Genomic DNA, 20667 nt, shown 5'->3' with positions numbered 1-20667 from the left:
ATGAACGAAATTCGTGATTTGATCATAGGAATTGATTTTGGAAAAGATTATTCCCAGATCTGTTATTATGACCGCAAAGGGGAGGAGCCTTGTTCTGTGTCCATGAAAGTCGGGGCACAGGAATATGAGGCACCGACCTGTATCTGCAGGCGTGGAGGAGAGCATAAAGAATACACCATCGGCCTTGAAGCCGTTTATTTCGCCAGGGAAAAAGGCGGACAGATGATCGATGACCTGTATGGGATCTGTAAGAAAGAGGAAAAAGTACAGATTCTTGGAGAACAGGTGGAACCCTGGGAGCTGCTTCAGGTTTTTCTGGAAGGAATGCTGAAATTCCTTGGGGTGGCAGATCTTGTGAAAAACACAAAATGCCTGGTGCTCACAAGCCCGCAGCTTGAGGACATCCAGGTAAAAAATATGGAAAAAGCCTGTGAAGCCATTGGCTTTTCCAAGAGTCAGTATATGTTGATAGATCATGGGGAGAGCTTTTATTATTATTCCCTTACCCAGAAAAGAGAAACCTGGAACCGCAGTATTGGTTGGTATTCTTTTGACCAGGACGAGGTGAAGTTCCAGCAGCTGACTATGGATAGCAGTACCAGACCGGTTCTGGTGCGGCTTGAGGAACCAAAGAGGGCTGTCCTTCCATCTCTTACAGCACCGGAAGAAGAGGGGGAGAAGGCAGTTGAGGCAAGAGATGAGGCTTTCCGCGATTTCATCCGGGAAACTCTTGGTACAGGACTTTTTTCCAGTATCCAGATCACTGGATATGGGTTCAGCCCCAAATGGGCGAAACTGTCAGTTGGAAGCCTTTGCATGCAGAGAAGAAAAGTGTATTATGGAAATAATCTTTTTGCTAAGGGTGCATGCGCAGCAGGCAAGGAGAGACTGGAAGATAAGATTTTAAAAGGTTACCGTTATATGAGCCCGGCCCTTGTACTGAAGGATGTGGGAATGGATATGCGCGTGATGGGCGCACCAGCCTATTATCCGCTTATCGAAGCCGGAAAAAACTGGTATGAATGCAAAGCGGAATGTGAGCTGATCCTGGATGATGTAACGGAGCTTGTTTTCACCGTTGGTACCTTTGGGGAAAAGCAGAAAAAGAAGGTTATCATGGGACTTCCAGGGCTTCCTGTGCGGCCGAATAAAACAACCAGGTTATCCCTGTCTCTTGCATATGTATCCCGGAAAAAATGCCGTATTGTTGCAAAGGATCTTGGATTCGGGGAGATGTTCCCATCAAGCGGCAAGGTCTGGGATGAGCTGGTAGAGTGGTAAAGGAGGCAGAGAATGAGCGGTTATATTTTATGTCAGACAAAAAAGGCGGATAAGCCATTTTTTGTAGAGAGCATCAATACCAATATATATTCCCTGGAAGAGCTTTGTTATTATCTGTACCACAATCTGTATCTGGTGGATTCTTCCATTATGAATGAGACGCTTTGTACCTGGATCAGTGAAGAACTGGATCTGCCAAGGCTGGCAGCCAAGCTTCGTCCCCATCTTGGCAAGTTTGCCAGCGCAGAAGATGTGCTGTATCCAGTGTTCAAAGAGATCAATTATCTTACTTATGATGAGTTGAAAGCACTAAATGTAAAGCTTGCCAGACTGGATCAGGAAGCACCACTTCTTCGGAAAAAGAGAAAAGGGGATGCCCTGGTGGAAAATAAGATGTATGTAAGTGCGATAAAGGTTTATCAGGAGCTTCTGAAAAAAGAAGGCCTGGATCAGGTAAAGCCGGGACTGACTATGAGTATCTGGCATAATCTTGGATGTGCATACAGTTATCTGTTCCAGATGGAGAAAGCAATGGAGTGCTTCTGGGAGGCATTTCTCACAGAAAGTAATGAGAAAGAGCTGGTGTGCTACCTGCTCGCTTACCGCAGCGTGAAGAAGCCGGGAGAATATGAAAACCGGGTAAAGGAGCTGAAGGTATCAGAAGAAGTAAAGGAAGCCTTAAAAAAGGCTCTGGATAATTTTGCACAGAAAAAAGAAGTCAGCATCAGGCCAGGGAAGACAGATGAAATTCTGGAGAAACTGACTGGAGAATATCATAGAAGCACGGGTTCATGATGGGACCTGTGCTTTTTTAATAAAAATTGTGTTGACAGAACAAGCTTCGTATGCTACCATACAAACATGCTTTAGCATGGTAGCGTGAAAACGTACTAAAATTATAGAATGATTTTTTCAGGAGGATAGATATTATGAAGAAAAGAATGCTGGCAATTATGATGAGTGCCCTGATGGCAGCTGGTGTGTGCTCTGGTGTGACTGTTTATGCAGATGCGGACAGCAAGACTTTAACAGTTGGATTCGATGCGGAGTATCCACCTTTCGGATATATGGATGAAAATGGAGAGTATGTAGGCTTTGACCTGGATATTGCCCAGAAGGTATGTGATAATCTTGGATGGGAGCTTGTGAAGAAGCCGATCAACTGGGATTCCAAGGATATGGAATTAAATTCCGGAAATATCGATTGCATCTGGAACGGATTTACAATCAATGGACGTGAGGACGATTACACCTGGTCTGCTCCATATCTGAATAATGAGCAGGTTATGGTAGTGGCTTCTGATTCCGGAATTGAGACATTAGCTGATCTTGCTGGTAAGAATGTTGTAGTGCAGGCTGCTTCCGCTGCACTTGATGCCTTGAACAGCGATGACAATAAGGCGTTGACAGACAGCTTCGGTTCCCTTACTGAGAATCCGGATTACAATACAGCATTTATGAACATCGATTCCGGTGCAGCAGATGCAGTTGCTGTAGATATCGGTGTTGCCAAGTACCAGCTTGCACAGAGAGAAGAAGGCAAATATAAGATCCTGGATGAGCCGATCCAGAGTGAGCAGTATGGTATCGGATTTGCCAAAGGAAATGAAGAACTCCGTGACACTGTATGGGCAGAAGTGATGAAGCTGTATGAGGATGGGGAGATCGATAAACTGGCCCAGCAGTATGAAGTAGCAGATATGCTCTGCCTCGGGGATGAGGAAAGCGCAGATGCGGATGAGGAAAATGCAAGTGCGGATGCTGCTGATACAGAAGAGACTACAGCAGAGGATGAGGCAGAATAAATGGAAATATGGCACCATTGGTGCTTTGAAAGTTATTATGATGATAGGAACGTTATAATGTACAGATAAAGAGCGGAAAAGAGGGTACCTGGTGCACCCTCTTTTCTTGGCGGAAAGACAAACAGGAGGAATGTAGTAACAATGAGTTTTAGTGTAATGTTAAGCCAGCTTGCAAAGGGAATGACGGTGACCACAGAAATTTTCTTTGTAACCCTTATTTTTTCCCTGCCATTAGGACTTCTGGTATGCTGGGGGAAAATGTCAAAAATACCGGTGATACGGTGGATCATTTCCGCCTATATTTCTATTATGCGTGGAACACCTCTTATGCTGCAGCTGATGGTAGTATATTTCGGACCTTACTTTATTTTTGGAATCCGGATTTCCATGGGGTACAGTCTGATCGCTGTATTTATTGCGTTTACCATTAATTATGCGGCGTATTTTGCCGAGATATACCGTGGAGGAATCGAATCAATGCCTGTGGGACAGTATGAAGCTGCGAAAATCCTGGGATATTCCAAGGCACAGACTTTTTTCAGAATCATTCTGCCGCAGGTGATCAAAAGAATCCTTCCATCTGTTACAAATGAGATCATCACCCTGGTTAAGGATACATCCCTTGCCTTTGTCGTGGCCGTTGCGGAGATGTTTACTCTTGCCAAGCAGATTGCCAGCTCCCAGACTACTATGGTGCCCTTTGTTGTGGCTGCGGTATTCTATTATGTGTTTAATCTTTTGGTAGCTGTGATCATGGATAAGGTGGAGAAAAAACTGAATTACTATCGTTAGAACTATTTTGGACACGCTTTGGCGCCTGTTAATGAATGAAAGACAGATACAAGATTTAAAGAATGGAGCAATTCAATTATGAAATTATTTGAAATGAAACATATAAAGAAAAGCTTCGGAGCTTTGGATGTGCTTAAGGATATTTCCCTGGAGGTGGAAAAAGGAGAAGTCCTTAGTATCATCGGTCCGTCCGGTTCTGGCAAGTCTACACTGCTTCGGTGTGCCACTGGCCTTGAGACACCGGCTGGCGGTGAGATCATCAAAAACGGAAAAATAGGTCTGGTGTTCCAGAATTTCAATCTTTTTCCCCATTTTTCCGTGATCCGGAATATTACGGATGCACCGATCAAGGTACAGAAAAGAGACAAAAAAGAAGTTTATGCACAGGCAAGGGAGCTTCTTAAGAAAATGGGTCTTTCCGAGAAAGAAAATTATTATCCCTATCAGCTTTCCGGTGGCCAGCAGCAGAGAGTTTCCATTGCAAGGGCTCTTTGCATGAATCCGGATATTCTTTTCTTTGATGAACCAACCTCAGCACTGGATCCGGAGCTGACAGGAGAGATTCTGAAGGTTATCAAGGATCTGGCAGCAGAGCATATCACCATGGTGATCGTCACCCACGAGATGAGCTTTGCGCGGGATATTTCAGACCGTATTATATTTATGGACGACGGGCTGATCGCAGTAGAAGGCACGCCGGAAGAGGTCTTTTCTGCAGACCATGTGCGGATGAAGGAATTCTTGGGGAAATTTCATCAGGGGCTTGCTTAAAATCTTTGTATGTTATATAATCCCCTTGTATACGGAAAAACAGGCTGAATTGTCAGTCTGTGCTGCAAAATAAAGCAGATGATCCGCGAAATGTAGGAAATATCCACTTGATTAGAAAAGAAACAGGAGAGAGAAAATGAGTACAGACAGATACACAAGCCCTTTGTCTGAGCGTTATGCCAGCAAGGAAATGCAGTACATTTTTTCACAGGATATGAAATTCCGCACCTGGAGAAGACTCTGGATTGCTCTGGCTGAGACTGAGAAGGAGCTTGGACTGAACATTACCCAGGAACAGATCGACGAACTGAAAGCCCATGCAGATGACATCAACTATGATGTTGCCAAGGCCCGTGAGAAAGAAGTGCGTCATGATGTTATGTCCCATGTATACGCTTACGGTGTACAGTGCCCGAAGGCAAAGGGAATTATCCACCTGGGAGCAACATCCTGTTATGTAGGAGATAATACAGACATTATTGTTATGACAGAAGCCTTGAAGCTGGTCCGCAGGAAGCTGGTGAATGTAATTGCCGAGCTTTCCAAATTTGCAGATAAGTATAAAGACCAGCCTACACTTGCATTTACCCATTTCCAGCCTGCACAGCCTACTACAGTAGGAAAACGTGCCACACTCTGGACACAGGAATTTCTGATGGATCTTGAGGATCTTGAGTATGTTCTTAGCACCATCAAGCTTCTTGGTTCTAAGGGAACTACAGGTACACAGGCAAGCTTTCTGGAGCTGTTTGACGGAGACCAGGAAACAATCGATAAGATCGATCCGATGATCGCTGCCAAGATGGGCTTTAAAGAATGCTATCCGGTATCCGGACAGACCTATTCCCGTAAGGTTGATACCCGTGTTGTGAATATCCTTGCCGGAATCGCTGCAAGTGCACATAAGATGTCTAATGACATTCGTCTCCTTCAGCATCTGAAGGAAGTGGAGGAACCATTTGAGAAATCCCAGATCGGATCTTCTGCTATGGCGTATAAGAGAAATCCTATGAGAAGTGAGCGTATCGCTTCCCTTTCCAGATATGTAATGGTAGATGCCCTGAATCCGGCTATCACCTCTGCTACCCAGTGGTTTGAGAGAACACTGGATGATTCTGCTAACAAGCGTCTTTCTATCCCAGAGGGATTCCTGGCAATTGACGGAATCCTGGATCTGTGTCTCAATGTAGTGGATGGCCTTGTGGTTTATCCGAAAGTTATTGAGAAGCATATGATGGCTGAGCTGCCATTTATGGCAACTGAGAATATTATGATGGACGCTGTAAAAGCCGGTGGAGACCGTCAGGAGCTTCATGAGCGTATCCGTGAGCTTTCCATGGAAGCTGGTAAGAATGTGAAGGTAGAAGGCAAGGACAACAATCTTCTCGAGCTGATCGCAGCAGATCCTGCATTTAACCTGACTCTGGAGGAACTTCAGAAGACCATGGATCCGAAGAAATATGTGGGACGTGCCAAAGAACAGACAGAGGCCTTTATTGCCAAGGTTGTGAAGCCAGTTCTGGATTCCCATAGTGAAATGCTTGGAATGACAGCCGAGATTAATGTGTGATAGGAGGAAATAAAGTTATGGTAAAAGCAGTAGTTGGAGCAAACTGGGGAGATGAAGGTAAAGGTAAGATTACCGACATGCTCGCTGAGAAAGCTGATATTATCGTCAGATTCCAGGGTGGCGCAAATGCCGGACATACCATCGTTAATGATTATGGTAAATTCGCACTTCACACTCTGCCGTCAGGTGTATTTTACGGACATACCACAAGTGTAATTGGTAATGGTGTTGCACTGAACATTCCTGTATTTTTTAAAGAATATAATGAAGTAGTAAGCAAAGGTGTTCCTGCACCGAAGATCCTTATTTCTGACAGGGCACAGATAGTTATGCCATATCATATCCTGTTCGACCAGTATGAGGAAGAGCGTCTGGGCGGCAAGTCCTTTGGTTCTACCAAATCTGGTATTGCACCTTTCTATTCCGATAAATATGCAAAAATTGGTTTCCAGGTAAACGAGCTTTTTGACGAAGACCATCTGAAAGAGAAACTGGCAAGTGTATGTGAGACTAAGAATGTTCTTCTTGAGCATTTATACCACAAACCTCTTCTGAATGTTGATGAGCTTTTTGCAGAGCTGATGGAGTACAAGAAAATGGTTGCACCATATGTATGTGACGTTTCCCTGTATCTGAACAATGCGCTGAAAGAGGGCAAGGAGATTCTTCTTGAGGGTCAGCTTGGAACTCTGAAAGACCCGGATCACGGTATTTACCCGATGGTTACTTCTTCTTCCACACTGGCTGCTTACGGTGCGATCGGAGCAGGTGTACCTCCATATGAGATCCAGAAGATCGTTGTTGTAAGTAAGGCATATTCAAGTGCTGTTGGAGCCGGCGCTTTCGTTTCTGAGATTTTCGGCGAAGAGGCTGATGAGCTTAGAAGACGTGGCGGTGACGGCGGAGAGTACGGTGCTACTACAGGACGTCCGAGACGTATGGGATGGTATGACTGTGTTGCTTCCAAATACGGCTGCCGTCTGCAGGGTGCTACTGATGTGGCATTTACGGTACTTGATGTACTTGGTTATCTGGATGAGATTCCGGTTTGTGTAGCTTACGATATTGACGGAGAGATCACCACAGACTTCCCGACCACAGCTAAGCTTGAGAAAGCAAAACCTGTTATCGAGAAGCTTCCGGGATGGAAATGTGATATCCGTGGAATTAAGAAATACGAGGATCTTCCGGAGAACTGCAGAAAATATATCGAGTTTATCGAGGAGAAGATCGGATATCCGATCACCATGGTTTCTAATGGACCAGGAAGAAACGATATCATCTACAGAAACAAATAATCAGAATAGAATCAAAAAGCCATTTATAAGAATGGATAAGAGGCGCCGGAGTTTTTCTCCGGCGCGTGTTGTATATTATATTAAAGGATAAAAGAATGAAAAATTTTAAAAAAATAGCAGCCATTCTGGGTGTGATCGTTTTATTGGCAGTGTGCTGCCTGCCCATGATCTTTGCTTTTGGAAGCGGAGAGAATGCCCAGGGGAATTTTAAGGCGGCGGTGGGATGTGTGATCCTGGTGCCGGTACTGGCGTATGTATTTTTTATGGTCTATAAACTTCTGAAGAAAGATGAGAAGGAGGCAGACGGAAAAGTGAAAAATATTATTTTTGATGTAGGTAAAGTTCTGGTTTCTTATGACTGGGAAGGCTATCTGGAAAGCTTCCATTTTCCGGCAGAAGAAGAGAAGCTGATCGGTGAAAAAGTGTTCAAGAGCCAGATCTGGAACGAGAGAGACCGGGGCGCTCTTACAGAAGAAGAGTACCGGAAGCAGTTTGCACAGGCTCTTCCGCCAGAATATGCCGATGATCTGGAAAAGGTAATAATAGAATCTGGAAGAACCATCGAAGCCAAAGATTATGCGGAAACCTGGACCAGCTATCTGAAAAGCCAGGGCTATCATCTGTATATTTTATCAAATTACAGTGAATATATGCTGGAGCAGACCAGAAGCACCCAGATGCCTTTCTTGAAAAATATGGATGGTGTTATCTTTTCCTGCGAGGTAAAGCAGATCAAACCAGATGCTGACATTTATGAGACACTTCTTTCCAGGTTTGGTCTGAAGCCAGAGGAAAGTGTATTTCTGGATGACCGTCCAGAGAATTGCGAAGCAGCGAGAGCCCTTGGCATCCATGCCATCCAGTTCCATGACTTGAAACAGGCAGCCAAAGAGCTGGAAAAGCTTGGGGTAAAATAACCATCTGAAAATCAATCTCTGTATTATGAACGCCCCGGCTTCCTTACGTATGCAGGAACCCGGGGCGTTTCGGGGAGGATATAAGTTAATCTCGCTTATCTTTTGTATTGTATTATTCCATTCTTCTGGTAATAACACGGTATCATTGAAGGGGGTTCAATGAATCTTATGTTCATTTTACTGAACAGTCATAGTATGAACCTGATTCTGGCTTTTTATACATTTCTCACATAAAAAGGACTTAAATTTTATGAAAAATATGGAAGAAAAAATAGGATTTGTGTTTTCACTAAAAAGATGGTATAATAAATTTCAGCTGTATAACGGCATAATTACGAAATTTTGTTGAAAAGAGGAATAAGAAATGAGCGACAAGACCATTTTAGAGCAGTGGCGTGCCATTGCCTATGACCAGCAGGCAGATCGTAATAAACTCCAGCAGTTCTGGGCGAAATATTTTAATATTGAGAAGAACATTTACGCACAGCTCCTTGAGAATCCGGACGAAGTAGTTACCGGTACTGTTAAAGAGCTGGCTGAGAAATATAAACTGGATGTCCTTGTAATGGTTGGTTTCCTTGATGGAATCAATGACAGCCTTAAGGTTCAGAACCCGATCGAGACCATGGATGAGAATACAACTGTAAGCCTTTGCTTCGACAAAGAGCTTCTTTACAAGAACATGGTAGATGCTAAGGCTGACTGGCTCTACAACCTTCCACAGTGGGATAAGATCTTTACACCTGAGAAGCGTAAAGAGCTTTATCTTGAGCAGAAGAAGTCCGGTACAGTTGTAAAGGCACACAAGATCGGACGTAACGATCCGTGTCCATGCGGCAGCGGTAAGAAATATAAATTCTGCTGTGGCAGAAATAAATAAGCATATTTGCCAGAGACTTTTACGACTTTGGAAATCGGAAGACAGATAACTTCCAGATAAGAAAGAGACGGATTGCAGGGGGAGATGACCACCGTGCAATCCGTTTTGTGTATATGGAAAGAGATTGTGTATATGGGAAAGGATATACAGGAAAGCGGGATAAGAATTTGAATTTATTATGTTTTTGCGCAGGTATTATCTGTCTGGCATATTTTCTGTTGATCGTGGTATATGCCGGGATCACAGCAGATTTTGCCTGGATCTGGGTAGTGCTTGCAGCATTTTTTGAAGGAATAGCATTGCTGATTCGCTATGGAAGGAAGCATCCTGGATTTTCCCTGAAATGGCTGGAATATGGAATTGCAGTGATAGCTCTGTCTGGCATATTGTGTTTTGGAATCCTGTGCAGTCACGTGATCTCTGGAATGAAATCCTCAGGGGAAAAGAATCTGGATTATGTGGTGGTGTTAGGAGCTCACGTAAAAGGTGATGTGCCTTCGAAAGCATTGGAGCTTCGGTTAAAAGCAGCACTACATTATGCCAGGGAGAACGAGAATACTATTTTAATCCTTTCCGGCGGACAAGGATTCGGGGAAGATATTACAGAGGCAAAATGTATGGAGAACTATCTTACGGTCCACGGAATCCATAAGGAAAGACTGGTACTGGAGGAAAAATCTACCAGCACGAAAGAGAATCTGAAGTTTTCAGATGCACTTACCGGTTGTGGCAGGAAGAATACAGGAATCCTGTCCAATAATTTTCACGTGTACCGTGCCATAAAGCTTGCCAGAAAGATGGGCTATGAACATCCTTGTGGAATTGCAGCAGCATCAGATCCAATCATGCAGGTCCATTATGTGGTACGGGAGGTTGCTGCGCTTTTGAAGGAGAAGCTAAAAGGAAATATCTGAAAAAGTGTTACTGTGGACAACAGTGAAATATTTATTTTGAACTTATTGACAAACGAAAACGCCGAGGCTATAATGGGGCATAGTGATAAGAAAACACGTTGACGAGAAGAGTAAACTGTGGAATGTTTCAGAGAGAGGCAGGCAGCTGGAAATGCCTTATCAGGAAGCAGTCGAAAACTACCTCTGAGTGGCCCTAATCCGGTCCGGTGATTCCGTTACCATCAAATAAGTGGCCTGGTTTACAGATACGTATGCTATGGCAAGCAGGGTGGAACCGCGAGTATATTCGTCCCTTACAGTGCAGGAAGCATTGTAAGGGGCTTTTTTATGTAATAGGAAATTCCGTTGGAACTGTCTATTATATAGAAAGCCCTATCGGACAGAAGCGCATCTCGTCCCTGTATAAGGCAAACGTTATCATACGTTTTATAAGTATCACCTCCTTTGGCGGTGATACAGTTTCAGAAAAAGAAAAAGGAGACACGAATCATGATTATCACATTAAAAGACGGTTCTAAAAAAGAATACGCAGAAGCAAAATCCGTTATCGACATTGCCTCTGATATCAGCGAAGGACTTGCAAGAGTTGCATGTGCAGGAGAGGTTAACGGGGAAGTAGTTGACCTTAGACATGTGGTTGATGAGGACTGCGAGTTAAGCATTCTTACATTCGAGGATGAAGGTGGAAAAGGCGCTTTCCGTCACACCACATCCCACATTATGGCACAGGCCATCAAGAGATTGTACCCAGATGTTAAGCTTGCAATCGGACCATCTATTGCAGACGGATTTTATTATGATATTGACAGCGAGAACCCGATCACAACAGAGGATCTTGCGAAAATCGAAGCAGAGATGAAGAAGGTAGTAAAGGAAGCTCTCCCGATCACCCGCTTCACCAAATCCAGAGAAGAGGCAATTGCTTTCTTCAAAGAGAAAAACGAGCCATACAAAGTAGAGCTTATCGAGGACCTTCCAGAGGATGCTGAGATCAGCTTCTATCAGCAGGGCGAGTTTGTGGACCTTTGTGCAGGACCTCACCTGATGACAACCAAACCGGTAAAAGCATTTAAGCTTACCAGCATTGCAGGTGCTTACTGGAGAGGAAGCGAGAAAAATAAAATGCTTACCAGAATCTATGGAACTTCTTTCACCAAGAAAGCAGATCTGGAAGAGTATATCAATCGTATGGAAGAGGCTAAGAAACGTGACCACAGAAAGCTTGGCAAAGAGCTTGGCCTGTTCATGATGAGCGACGAAGGTCCTGGATTCCCATTCTTCCTTCCGAAAGGAATGGTTCTGAAGAACACACTTCTGGACTACTGGAGAGAGATTCACCAGAAAGCAGGATATGTTGAGATTTCCACACCAATTATACTGGCGCGTCATCTTTGGGAGACATCCGGACACTGGGATCATTATAAAGAAAATATGTATACCACTGTAATTGATGACCAGGATTTCGCAATCAAACCAATGAACTGTCCAGGCGGTATCCTTGTATATCAGTCCGAGCCACGTTCTTACCGTGACCTGCCGCTTCGTATGGGTGAGCTTGGTCTGGTACATCGTCATGAGAAATCCGGACAGCTTCACGGACTTATGCGTGTACGCTGCTTCACACAGGATGATGCCCATATCTTCATGATGCCAGAGCAGATCCGTGATGAGATCAAAGGCGTAGCCAAACTGATCGACGAAGTATATCAGCTGTTTGGTTTCAAATATCATGTAGAGCTTTCCACACGTCCAGAGGATTCCATGGGAAGTGATGAGGACTGGGAGATGGCTACAGATGCTCTTCGCGGAGCTCTTGATGACCTTGGCCTGAACTATGTGGTAAACGAGGGAGATGGAGCATTCTACGGACCGAAGATCGACTTCCATCTTGAGGACTCCATCGGAAGAACCTGGCAGTGCGGTACTATCCAGCTTGACTTCCAGCTTCCGCTTCGTTTTAACTGCGAGTACATCGGAGCTGACGGCGAGAAACATCGTCCGATCATGATTCACCGTGTTGCATTCGGTTCTATCGAGCGTTTCATCGGTATCCTGATCGAGCATTTTGCAGGTGCTTTCCCAACATGGCTTGCTCCTGTACAGGTTAAAGTCCTTCCGATCTCTGACAAATACATGGACTATGCAAATAAAGTCCTGGATGAGCTGAAAGAGGCTGGCATCCGTGTTGAAATCGATACCCGTGCAGAGAAGATCGGTTACAAGATCCGTGAGGCAAGACTTCAGAAGATTCCTTACATGCTGGTTGTTGGTGCGAAGGAAGAGGAAGAGGGCAAAGTTTCTGTAAGAAGCCGTTTCCTTGGAGACGAAGGTGCAAAGGATCTTGGTGAGTTCATTACTTCTATCAAAGCTGAGATCAAGAGCAGAGAGAACCGTAAAGTAGAGGTTCAGGAAGAGAAAAAATAATTTGGACGCGCTGGCCGGATCGCCAGAACGTTTTGAAGTGAAAAAATAGGAAAGTGATTTCCATAAAAGAAAGGCGCTGCTGTGAGATGCGGCGCCTTTCTTGAAAAATGTTATAAATATTAAAGCAAATCTGCTGAGTTTAATGGCTGAGCTTGCAGGGAAGCGATGCAGCATGTTTTTTCTATGACTCAGAGAAATATTTTGCCTTAATCTCCTCCACCGGCATCTCTTTCCCCGTCCACAGATGGAAAGCCTCAGCCCCCTGGTAGAGCAGCATATACATACCGTTGAAGGTGCGGCATCCAGCTTCCCTTGCTTCCCTCAGGAAGCGTGTTTCCCGAGGATTGTAGATCACATCTGACACGATCAGATCCGGATGGTAAAGGCTGGTATCTTCAATAATAGTACCCTCTGTATTAGGTGCCATTCCAACAGAAGTGGCATTCAGAAGAAGGGCGCTTTCCGAAATGGCATGTGCCAGAGCTTCTTTATCCTTGTTTTCATGAAGAACAGCCTGGCAGGGAAGTGTGGCGTTGATATTTTCCACCAGCTTCTGTGTGCGCTCCCAGAAACGGCTGGTTTCCCGGGCAAAAATGTGGATCTTTTTTACCCCGTCCAGTGCAGCCTGTGCACAGATGGCAGTAGCAGCGCCACCGGCACCCATGACGGTGATGGTCTTACCTGTGATATCGTATCCGGCATCTTTTACGGCCTGCATATAGCCCACACCGTCTGTATTGTATCCGGTCAGGTGCCCGTTATCATTGACAACGGTGTTCACGGCACCAATCAACCTGGCAGCAGGGGAAAGCTCATCCAGAAGCTCTACGATCTTATTTTTGTTTGGCATAGTAAGGTTGAAACCGCGGATGCCGCAGGTCTTCAGTCCTGTGACAGCTGCTTCCAGATTTTCCTCATTTACATCAAAGCAAAGATACGTGTAATCAAGATCCAGAAGATGGAAAGCTTCATTGTGCATAAGGGGGGAAATACTGTGCGCCACCGGACTTCCAAGAAGTGCGGTAAGCTGTGTGTGACCGGTAATTGGAATCATAAGGTACCTCCTGAGGTTTCTATTATTGTGAAAGTTCGGGACAATCACCATAACTGAGCCAGGTTGGCATGAACAGCCTTAAGGTATTGGAACGTGAACTTTCATTTAGTTTAAAACTGGAAATCATTAAAGCGTTACTATGTATATATTATTCTATGCGAAAGGAGATGTCAAGAAATGACAAAACCCATTCAGATAAAGAATTTGACAATCGGCTCTGGAATCCCGAAAATCTGCGTCCCTCTGATCGGAACCACCAGGGAAAAAATCTGCCAGGAAGCGGAGGCTGCTAAAAAAGCGGCAGCAGACCTGGTGGAATGGCGTGCTGATTTTTTTCAGGGACTGCTTGATCCCGAAGCCTGCCAGAATGTGCTTGAAGCACTGGCTGAAATCCTTGGAGAAACGCCATTGCTTTTTACCATAAGAACCAGCGAAGAAGGCGGAAATATTTCCATTTCCCTGGAGGATTACGCTGCCTGCTGCATAAATGCCGCAAAGAGCAAAAAGGCGGATCTGGTGGATGTGGAAGTAATGGGAAATCCGGAGGAGAAGAAAAAACTGGTTGCAGAGCTTCAAAAAGAAGGTGTGAAAGTAATCGCTTCTTCCCACGATTTTGACAAAACAGACAGCCAGGAGGTGCTTCTGAACCGGTTACGGGAAATGGAAAACTCCGGTGCTGATATTTTGAAGATGGCAGTTATGCCAAAAGGTTTTGAAGACGTGGCAGCCATTATGGAAGCTACCAACGCCATGCGCCAGGAGAGTGAAAAACCGCTGGTATCCATGGCTATGGGAAGCATTGGCTCTATTACCCGTATTTCCGGAGAAAATTTCGGTTCCGGCATTACCTTCGGAACGGTAGGCGCCGCTTCTGCACCGGGACAGTTTCCAATTGGAGAGCTGAGAAGTCTTCTGGATGCTTTGCATAAGAAGAATGAAGAAGGCTGATCTGCGCAAAGAAATGCAAGTTTGCGCAGCTTATGACAGTAGATGAAACATTGAATAATAGAAAGAATCAATAATAAAATAACGAAAAATGACAGATCATGCTGTCGATTTGGGACGAGAAATTCTTAAGGTTTCCCGTCCCTTTTTGACAAAATCTGCGCCCCCTGTGACCGTATAATGGGTTCACTTACCAAAGTGAAGGATTGCCGCTGCTGTAAAAGGCAGCGGATGACAGGCCACAGGGGGCTTTTTATGTATTATGACGTATACATAGACATCGTCTTTCTGACGAATCTCTTAATGGATTACCTTCTTCTTCGCATTGTGGGAAAGCTTTTCCTGCGAAAAAGAAATCGTGGAAGGATTTTGCTGGCGGCAGCCATTGGCGCTCTGTTTTCCTGCCTCATCTTATATGTACTGCCGGATGGGATTTTTCCTGTGAAGGTGCTTTTACATGGAGGATGCGCCTGGATCATGCTGGTGCTTGGACTGGATCTTAAGAAAAACGGACTGCTGTTGAAAGCGCTGGTGACCGTTTATCTGATGGCTTTTTTTATGGGAGGGCTTATGGAAGCGGCTCCTGTAAAAAATATGACGCTGATCCGGTTCCTGGTGATGGCACTTGGAGCCTATATGGGGCTTGACGCACTGATCTATCTCAGCGATTCTTTTCGCGCCAGATGGAAAAATATTTATCCGGTCACCTTGTCCTACCAGGGCAATGTACAACAGTTTTTCGGGCTTTTGGACACAGGAAATCTGCTTGTAGACCCGATGAACCAGAAAGAGGTTTTTGTTATAAAACCTGAGGTTTTGGAAGCGATGATGCCAGAAGAAAAGGCAGACAGGCTAAGGCACCTTAAGGAGAACCCGGGGGAGCTGGAAGGTACAGAACTTACCGACCTGCACCCGCACTTTTTACCCTATCAGACCATTGGGGAGGAGGGCGTGATGCTGGCGGTGGTGTTAGAGGACCTTTGTATTCACACTCCCAGGGAGGTGATTCATGTCGCAAATCCGGTGCTGGCGCTGGCTGTGGAACCCTCTGCTTTGGGAAAAGAGTACCAGGTACTGTTAAATTCCAGAATATTGCATTAGGAGGGGACGCATCTATGAACAGATCAGCAAGTGCAGCTTATTATCCATTTCAGGTAATGCCAAGATTTCTGCTTGGCAGACAGGGAGAGGTTTATTATATTGGCGGAAGTGACATTTTACCGCCGCCGTTGGAATCCCAGAGAGAAGCGAGGATTCTTGAGAAACTTGGGACTTCTGAGGAAAAAGAGGCAAAATCCATTCTGATCGAACACAACCTCAGACTGGTGGTTTATATTGCCAAGAAGTTTGACAATACAGGTGTGAGTGTGGAGGATCTGATTTCCATTGGCACCATCGGGCTGATCAAGGCAATCAATACTTTTAATCCGGTGAAAAATATTAAGCTGGCAACTTATGCGTCCCGGTGTATTGAAAATGAGATCCTGATGTATCTGAGACGAAACAGCAAGACGAAGATGGAGGTTTCCATAGACGAACCGCTGAATGTGGACTGGGATGGAAACGAGCTTCTTCTTTCAGACATTCTGGGAACGGATGACGATGTGATCTCCAGGCGTCTGGAGGATGAGGTAGAGATCAAGCTCCTGGGAAAAGCAATCTCCAAACTTTCTCCAAGGGAGCAGACCATCATCAAGCTGCGTTTCGGACTTGGAAGGCAGGAAGGGCGGGAGAAAACACAGAAGGAGGTAGCTGACCTTCTGGGAATTTCCCAGTCTTATATTTCCAGGCTGGAAAAGCGGATCATGAAGAGGCTGAAAAAAGAAATCGTGAAGTATGAATGATGGATGACTTAAGGAAAAAAGGATGGTTGCAAGTCTTGCTAAAATGAGGGAAATAGCCAGGAATGCAAAACATAAGTGCATCTTGGAATAATAATGGCAAAATTGGAAATTCTACAATAGCATAGAGAAACACATGTAAGAAATATGTTTTACAGCAAAGGAGAATTGCTAATGAATGCCAATGTAGAATTTTTAAACTATGTGTATCAGAATTCCCAGATGGGTGTGGACACCTTGGAGCAGCTTCTGGAGATTACGGAGGATGAGAAGCTCCAGGCTTATCTGGAAAAACAGCTTACCGGATACCGGAAATTTCACAATGAAGCCAGGGACATCCTAAACCGAAACGGATATGATGAGAAAGGTCTTGGCACTTTTGAAAAAATACGCACCTACCTGATGGTCAACCTTCAGACCATGGCCGACGCCTCCACCTCCCACATTGCCAAAATGCTGATCCAGGGCAGCAGCATGGGAATTACTGAAGCCGTGAAAAAACTGCATCAGTACGAAAATGACGTGGAAAAAGACATCAAAAAACTGATGGAACGGCTGCAGGAATTTGAAGAGGAAAATGTGGAGAAATTGAAGGAGTTTCTGTAAGAAATAAGATGGCGGGGATAAAGGTCCTTCCAGACGAGGGAAGAATTTATCCCCGCCGCTTTTGTACAAGAATATTACACAACTATAATTAGTCAAGAGTTGGTGGCTGAAAAATTTCTTTAAGATAATCTTCTGCCTGACCTTTGGAAGGGGTAACATTTTGGGGTAAAGCTTGCATAGGTTAAGAGTCTTTATTTGGAGACGGGGCTGTCTCGGATGCGCCATATTTGTCAAGATATTCCTGGGCCTGGCTTTCAGAAAGCTGAAATTTAGTCATTAGCCTTTGTAAAATGTCATCTGAAGGGAGGTTAAAGTCCAAACACATTTCAATGGTCGCTTGGATTTTACCTTCCTCAAACGCTTCTTCACGAAACATCCGCATTGTTTTTTCTTCGTCATATTCATAAATACTCATAGCTTTCGCCTCCGCTCGGTTCTTTAGTAGAAAATCCCGTAAGATATTTTCCTGAATGCATTCGGTGATTGCTTTCTCAACAGCGTCAGAAAGTGGCAGTTCAGCAGAATAGATGCGAATGCGTGCAACATATTCAGAGTAATCTCTGAGAGTATGGCAGGCATCCATTAATTTCTGGTTGTGTCCTTTATTAATATTCAACATAATGGCCTTAAGCTCCAGTGCTGGTTCATCGGTGGCAGGACAGAAGAGACTTGACAGAAGATATTCTGTCCGGTCAGGCTGCGCTGCGGATCCATTATAAAAAATAACAAAGGAAGGCTGCGGAATCTGTACTTTAGCAGAACTATACAGGTTCATGTCTCTCGTGTAGGATGAATAAATATCTGTTATGTACATGAGAAAACGTAAAGGCAGATTGGGATTCACCGTGGATTGCTGCTCATAAAGGGCCAGGCGCATATCAATGATAAAGGAGAGGTCGTTCTTTATTGTCATGTAGATTGCGTTATCCAGTGTGGTGATGGTGAGCATTTCGGGATTTTCGTAGCTGGTTCCATTGATTGCATTGTAAAGTTTCAGTAACTCTGACTTGTCATTGAAGATCATCTTGTAAAGCCTGTCCTTATAGATTCGGTTCACAGGTAAAGGAATGTTGTTCATAAAAGACCTCCTTATAAAGATGGTGGAAGGCCTCTTATAAGATCTCCTGTGTTCTGATCAGAAACCTTCCTGCTGTTATATGGGAAAAGCATGAGATTTCTGAAGTGGCAGAGCGCCGAGGATACCAGAGATGATATCAAATAGACTTACTGAAATGAAATGCTTTGTTATAGTATAGTACAGCCTGGGCTATTTTGCAAGAAAAAAAGTTCGACAGGATTCGACAAATAACCTGTATAAAATAACAAATCCGTAACGGACATCCTAAAAAGGAAAACAGTTACGGATTTGTTATTTTCTTCGGGAAGTGTCAGAGGGCAGGGGGATTTTCCTGTTGGTAAATCCGAGGATATAGTCCGCAGAAACCTGATAGTACTTGCACAGAGCAACCAGATAACGGATCGGCATCTCATTGGCACCGCGCTCGTAACGGGCGTACATGGTCTGAGAAGTACCAAGGTATTCTGCAATCTGAGTCTGCGTCTTATCTGCATCCTCCCGCCACTGGCTCCCTGCCAGTCCAGGTGAAAAAGTCTGTTTCCGCAAAATCCCTGATCGCAGGCATGAAGTTCGGTGACAGCATTTCTTCCTTAAAAACAAGCAACGCCAAAGTGGCAGCAGTCAATAATAAGACTTTCAAGATCACAGCAAAGAAGGCAGGTAAAGCAACTATTACCGTAACTATGAAGAGCGGTGCTTCTGCAAAAGTGACAGTGACGGTAAAGAACAGCAAGATTGCCACCACTAAGATCACAGGAGTCCAGAAAACAGTAACTCTGAAAAAAGGAAAAAAACTTACTTTAAAACCGGTCTTGAATCCGATTACCAGCAGTGATAAACTAACTTATACCAGTTCCAATAAGAAGATTGCAACGGTAACTTCAAAAGGCGTGGTCAAAGCTATGAAAAAAGGAAAAGCCACCATTAAAGTAAAAGCCGGAAAGAAAACGGTGACTTGCAAGGTGGTGGTCAAATAAGGAGGAAAGAGAAAATGAAAAGAACCTGGATTTTGATCGCAGCGTTATTGGCTGTGCTTTTGCTGCCGGTTCATGTGCGTGCAGAAGAGACTCAACGGAAAACGTATACGGTACAAAATGGTCGTCTATGTGATGAGACTGGAAAGACTTTTTATGGCTGGAGAGTAGAGAATGGGAAAAAATTCTATTATGCCGGTGGGAAAAAGTGTACTGGATGGAAGAAAATAGGAAAGCTATATTATTATTTTGATAGGAAGAACGGGCTTGCGAAAAACAAAATTGTGGGTTCTAAGAAAAAAGGCTATTACTATGTAGACAAGAATGGGATCAGGGTAACCAACAAAGAAGTAAAACAGGCTGTAAATTTTGTGGTAAAGAATTCCGATCCAAAAGCCAGCAGCCGCCAACGTTTAAAACAATGCTTTAAGGCCTTATGCAAATATCCATATTTTGGCAGATATTATAAGGTAAGTGCATCTAAAATGCCTTCGTTTGCAAAAAGTATGTTCTCGTCCAAGCGAGGGGATTGTTATTATTATGGAGCGGCAATGGCGTATATTGCAAGAGTACTTGGCTTTGAAAGCCGTGTGGCCGGAGGGGGAGTTACTGCTCGCGGAGCCGGCTATCCGTTGTCAGAGCATGGATGGTGTGAAGTACGGATTGGTTCTTCATGGCGGATGATTGATTGCAGTATGCAGAGAGCACATACTAATAAGAACCTGTTTCTGGTAAAAAGATCCAGCTATCCATTCCGGCTTCGCTACGATCAGGTATATACAATGCAGATAAAAAATGGAAAACTGACCTGGAAATAGGACTTTTTTATCTGAAAAAATGTTGGATAGTAAGTTACACAAAAAAATATCAACTTTTTTGTAAAAAGTGCTTGACGATTCCTTGCGGCAGTGGTATTATAAATAAGCTGTCGCAAGAAATTGCTTCTGAAATGCTGAAAAATAAATTAGTTTTCAGAAAATTCAAATTAACTGTTGACAATCGACTGAACTTATGGTAAAGTAATCAAGTCGCTTAAACAGAACGACAGAAACAAACAACTTTAGATACGGTCTGAAAGATCTCAAAAACTTTTGAAAAAAGTGCTTGACAAGATCTGGAAGATATGATAAAGTAAATAAGCTGTCGCAAAGAGCTGACAGCGAACAACCTTGATAACTAAACAGTGAAACACATACGATTCTCGAAAATTTCTTTATACAATTCATTTTCGAATGAAACTTTTAAAAACAGTAATGACGAGAGATAACTAAGCTAGTTGGTTGTCTTGAGTACATCAAACACTTTATCAGAGAGTTTGATCCTGGCTCAGGATGAACGCTGGCGGCGTGCTTAACACATGCAAGTCGAACGGGAAACATTTCATTGAGGCTTCGGCGGATTTGGTCTGTTTCTAGTGGCGGACGGGTGAGTAACGCGTGGGTAACCTGCCTTGTACTGGGGGATAACAGTCAGAAATGACTGCTAATACCGCATAAGCGCACAGAAGCGCATGCTTC

General features: G+C 44.1%; 20 protein-coding genes and 1 rRNA gene. 18 read left to right on the top strand and 3 right to left on the bottom strand.

Annotated features, from left to right (window positions below):
* The 11 genes from ACTQWB_RS14395 (at position 1) to thrS (ending at position 12652) form a co-directional block, all read left to right on the top strand.
* Positions 1-1281: a DUF5716 family protein gene (locus ACTQWB_RS14395; RefSeq protein WP_441502141.1), complete on the top strand. Its 1281-nt coding sequence runs from the start codon at positions 1-3 to the stop codon at positions 1279-1281.
* Between the two features lie 12 nt (positions 1282-1293).
* Positions 1294-2076, top strand: coding sequence for a hypothetical protein (locus ACTQWB_RS14390; protein WP_441502140.1), 783 nt, complete (start codon positions 1294-1296; stop codon positions 2074-2076).
* Between the two features lie 134 nt (positions 2077-2210).
* Complete coding sequence (locus ACTQWB_RS14385) at positions 2211-3086, top strand: amino acid ABC transporter substrate-binding protein (RefSeq protein WP_441502139.1); 876 nt, start codon at positions 2211-2213, stop codon at positions 3084-3086.
* A 141-nt stretch (positions 3087-3227) separates the two neighbouring features.
* Positions 3228-3878, top strand: a complete 651-nt coding sequence (locus ACTQWB_RS14380; protein WP_441502138.1) for an amino acid ABC transporter permease — start codon at positions 3228-3230, stop codon at positions 3876-3878.
* 78 nt (positions 3879-3956) lie between these two features.
* Positions 3957-4649 carry an amino acid ABC transporter ATP-binding protein gene (locus ACTQWB_RS14375; protein ID WP_441502137.1) on the top strand — a complete coding sequence of 231 codons (693 nt, stop codon included), beginning with the start codon at positions 3957-3959 and terminating at the stop codon, positions 4647-4649.
* A 136-nt stretch (positions 4650-4785) separates the two neighbouring features.
* Entirely contained in the window at positions 4786-6219 is a 1434-nt protein-coding gene (purB, locus tag ACTQWB_RS14370) for an adenylosuccinate lyase (RefSeq protein ID WP_441502136.1), read from the top strand.
* A 17-nt stretch (positions 6220-6236) separates the two neighbouring features.
* The gene (locus ACTQWB_RS14365) at positions 6237-7517 is read left to right on the top strand and encodes an adenylosuccinate synthase (RefSeq protein WP_441502135.1); all 1281 of its coding nucleotides are present in this window, start codon (positions 6237-6239) and stop codon (positions 7515-7517) included.
* Positions 7518-7612: 95 nt separating this feature from the next.
* Positions 7613-8434: an HAD family hydrolase gene (locus ACTQWB_RS14360; protein ID WP_441502134.1), complete on the top strand. Its 822-nt coding sequence runs from the start codon at positions 7613-7615 to the stop codon at positions 8432-8434.
* A gap of 364 nt (positions 8435-8798) precedes the next feature.
* Positions 8799-9314: an SEC-C metal-binding domain-containing protein gene (locus ACTQWB_RS14355; RefSeq protein ID WP_441502133.1), complete on the top strand. Its 516-nt coding sequence runs from the start codon at positions 8799-8801 to the stop codon at positions 9312-9314.
* A gap of 167 nt (positions 9315-9481) precedes the next feature.
* The gene (locus ACTQWB_RS14350; RefSeq protein WP_441502132.1) at positions 9482-10228 is read left to right on the top strand and encodes a YdcF family protein; all 747 of its coding nucleotides are present in this window, start codon (positions 9482-9484) and stop codon (positions 10226-10228) included.
* A 489-nt stretch (positions 10229-10717) separates the two neighbouring features.
* Positions 10718-12652, top strand: coding sequence for a threonine--tRNA ligase (gene thrS, locus ACTQWB_RS14345; RefSeq protein WP_441502131.1), 1935 nt, complete (start codon positions 10718-10720; stop codon positions 12650-12652).
* Positions 12653-12833: 181 nt separating this feature from the next.
* Here thrS and ACTQWB_RS14340 read toward each other — a convergent pair whose 3' ends face one another.
* Positions 12834-13706 (bottom strand): shikimate dehydrogenase, encoded by an 873-nt coding sequence (locus ACTQWB_RS14340; RefSeq protein ID WP_441502130.1) that lies wholly within the window; start codon positions 13704-13706, stop codon positions 12834-12836.
* 177 nt (positions 13707-13883) lie between these two features.
* Between ACTQWB_RS14340 and aroD the strand changes: the two genes are divergently transcribed.
* The 4 genes from aroD (at position 13884) to ACTQWB_RS14320 (ending at position 17098) form a co-directional block, all read left to right on the top strand.
* Positions 13884-14654, top strand: coding sequence for a type I 3-dehydroquinate dehydratase (gene aroD / locus ACTQWB_RS14335; protein ID WP_441484382.1), 771 nt, complete (start codon positions 13884-13886; stop codon positions 14652-14654).
* A gap of 252 nt (positions 14655-14906) precedes the next feature.
* A complete protein-coding gene (locus ACTQWB_RS14330; RefSeq protein WP_441484381.1) occupies positions 14907-15752 on the top strand; it encodes a sigma-E processing peptidase SpoIIGA in 846 nt (281 codons plus the stop codon).
* A 14-nt stretch (positions 15753-15766) separates the two neighbouring features.
* A complete protein-coding gene (gene sigE, locus ACTQWB_RS14325) occupies positions 15767-16495 on the top strand; it encodes an RNA polymerase sporulation sigma factor SigE (RefSeq protein WP_441484380.1) in 729 nt (242 codons plus the stop codon).
* A gap of 171 nt (positions 16496-16666) precedes the next feature.
* Positions 16667-17098: a hypothetical protein gene (locus tag ACTQWB_RS14320; RefSeq protein WP_441502129.1), complete on the top strand. Its 432-nt coding sequence runs from the start codon at positions 16667-16669 to the stop codon at positions 17096-17098.
* 181 nt (positions 17099-17279) lie between these two features.
* Here the strand turns inward: ACTQWB_RS14320 and ACTQWB_RS14315 are convergent, their stop codons facing one another.
* The gene (locus ACTQWB_RS14315; protein WP_226817813.1) at positions 17280-18176 is read right to left on the bottom strand and encodes a hypothetical protein; all 897 of its coding nucleotides are present in this window, start codon (positions 18174-18176) and stop codon (positions 17280-17282) included.
* Positions 18177-18467: 291 nt separating this feature from the next.
* Positions 18468-18722: a helix-turn-helix domain-containing protein gene (locus ACTQWB_RS14310; protein WP_226817812.1), complete on the bottom strand. Its 255-nt coding sequence runs from the start codon at positions 18720-18722 to the stop codon at positions 18468-18470.
* Here ACTQWB_RS14310 and ACTQWB_RS14305 point away from each other — a divergent pair.
* The 3 genes from ACTQWB_RS14305 to ACTQWB_RS14295 all read left to right on the top strand — a co-directional run.
* A complete protein-coding gene (locus ACTQWB_RS14305) occupies positions 18701-19153 on the top strand; it encodes an Ig-like domain-containing protein (protein WP_226817811.1) in 453 nt (150 codons plus the stop codon). The genes ACTQWB_RS14310 and ACTQWB_RS14305 overlap by 22 nt on opposite strands.
* 14 nt (positions 19154-19167) lie before the next feature.
* Entirely contained in the window at positions 19168-19968 is an 801-nt protein-coding gene (locus tag ACTQWB_RS14300) for a transglutaminase domain-containing protein (protein ID WP_441502128.1), read from the top strand.
* A 485-nt stretch (positions 19969-20453) separates the two neighbouring features.
* A 16S ribosomal RNA gene (locus tag ACTQWB_RS14295) occupies positions 20454-20667 on the top strand; the annotation flags it as partial.

Origin of the sequence: Blautia sp. HCP3S3_H10_2 (assembly GCF_052122375.1) — a bacterium.
Taxonomy (GTDB): Bacteria; Bacillota; Clostridia; order Lachnospirales; family Lachnospiraceae; genus Blautia_A.
Note: the sequence above shows the minus strand (reverse complement) of the source record. Positions and strands in the feature narration are given on the sequence as shown.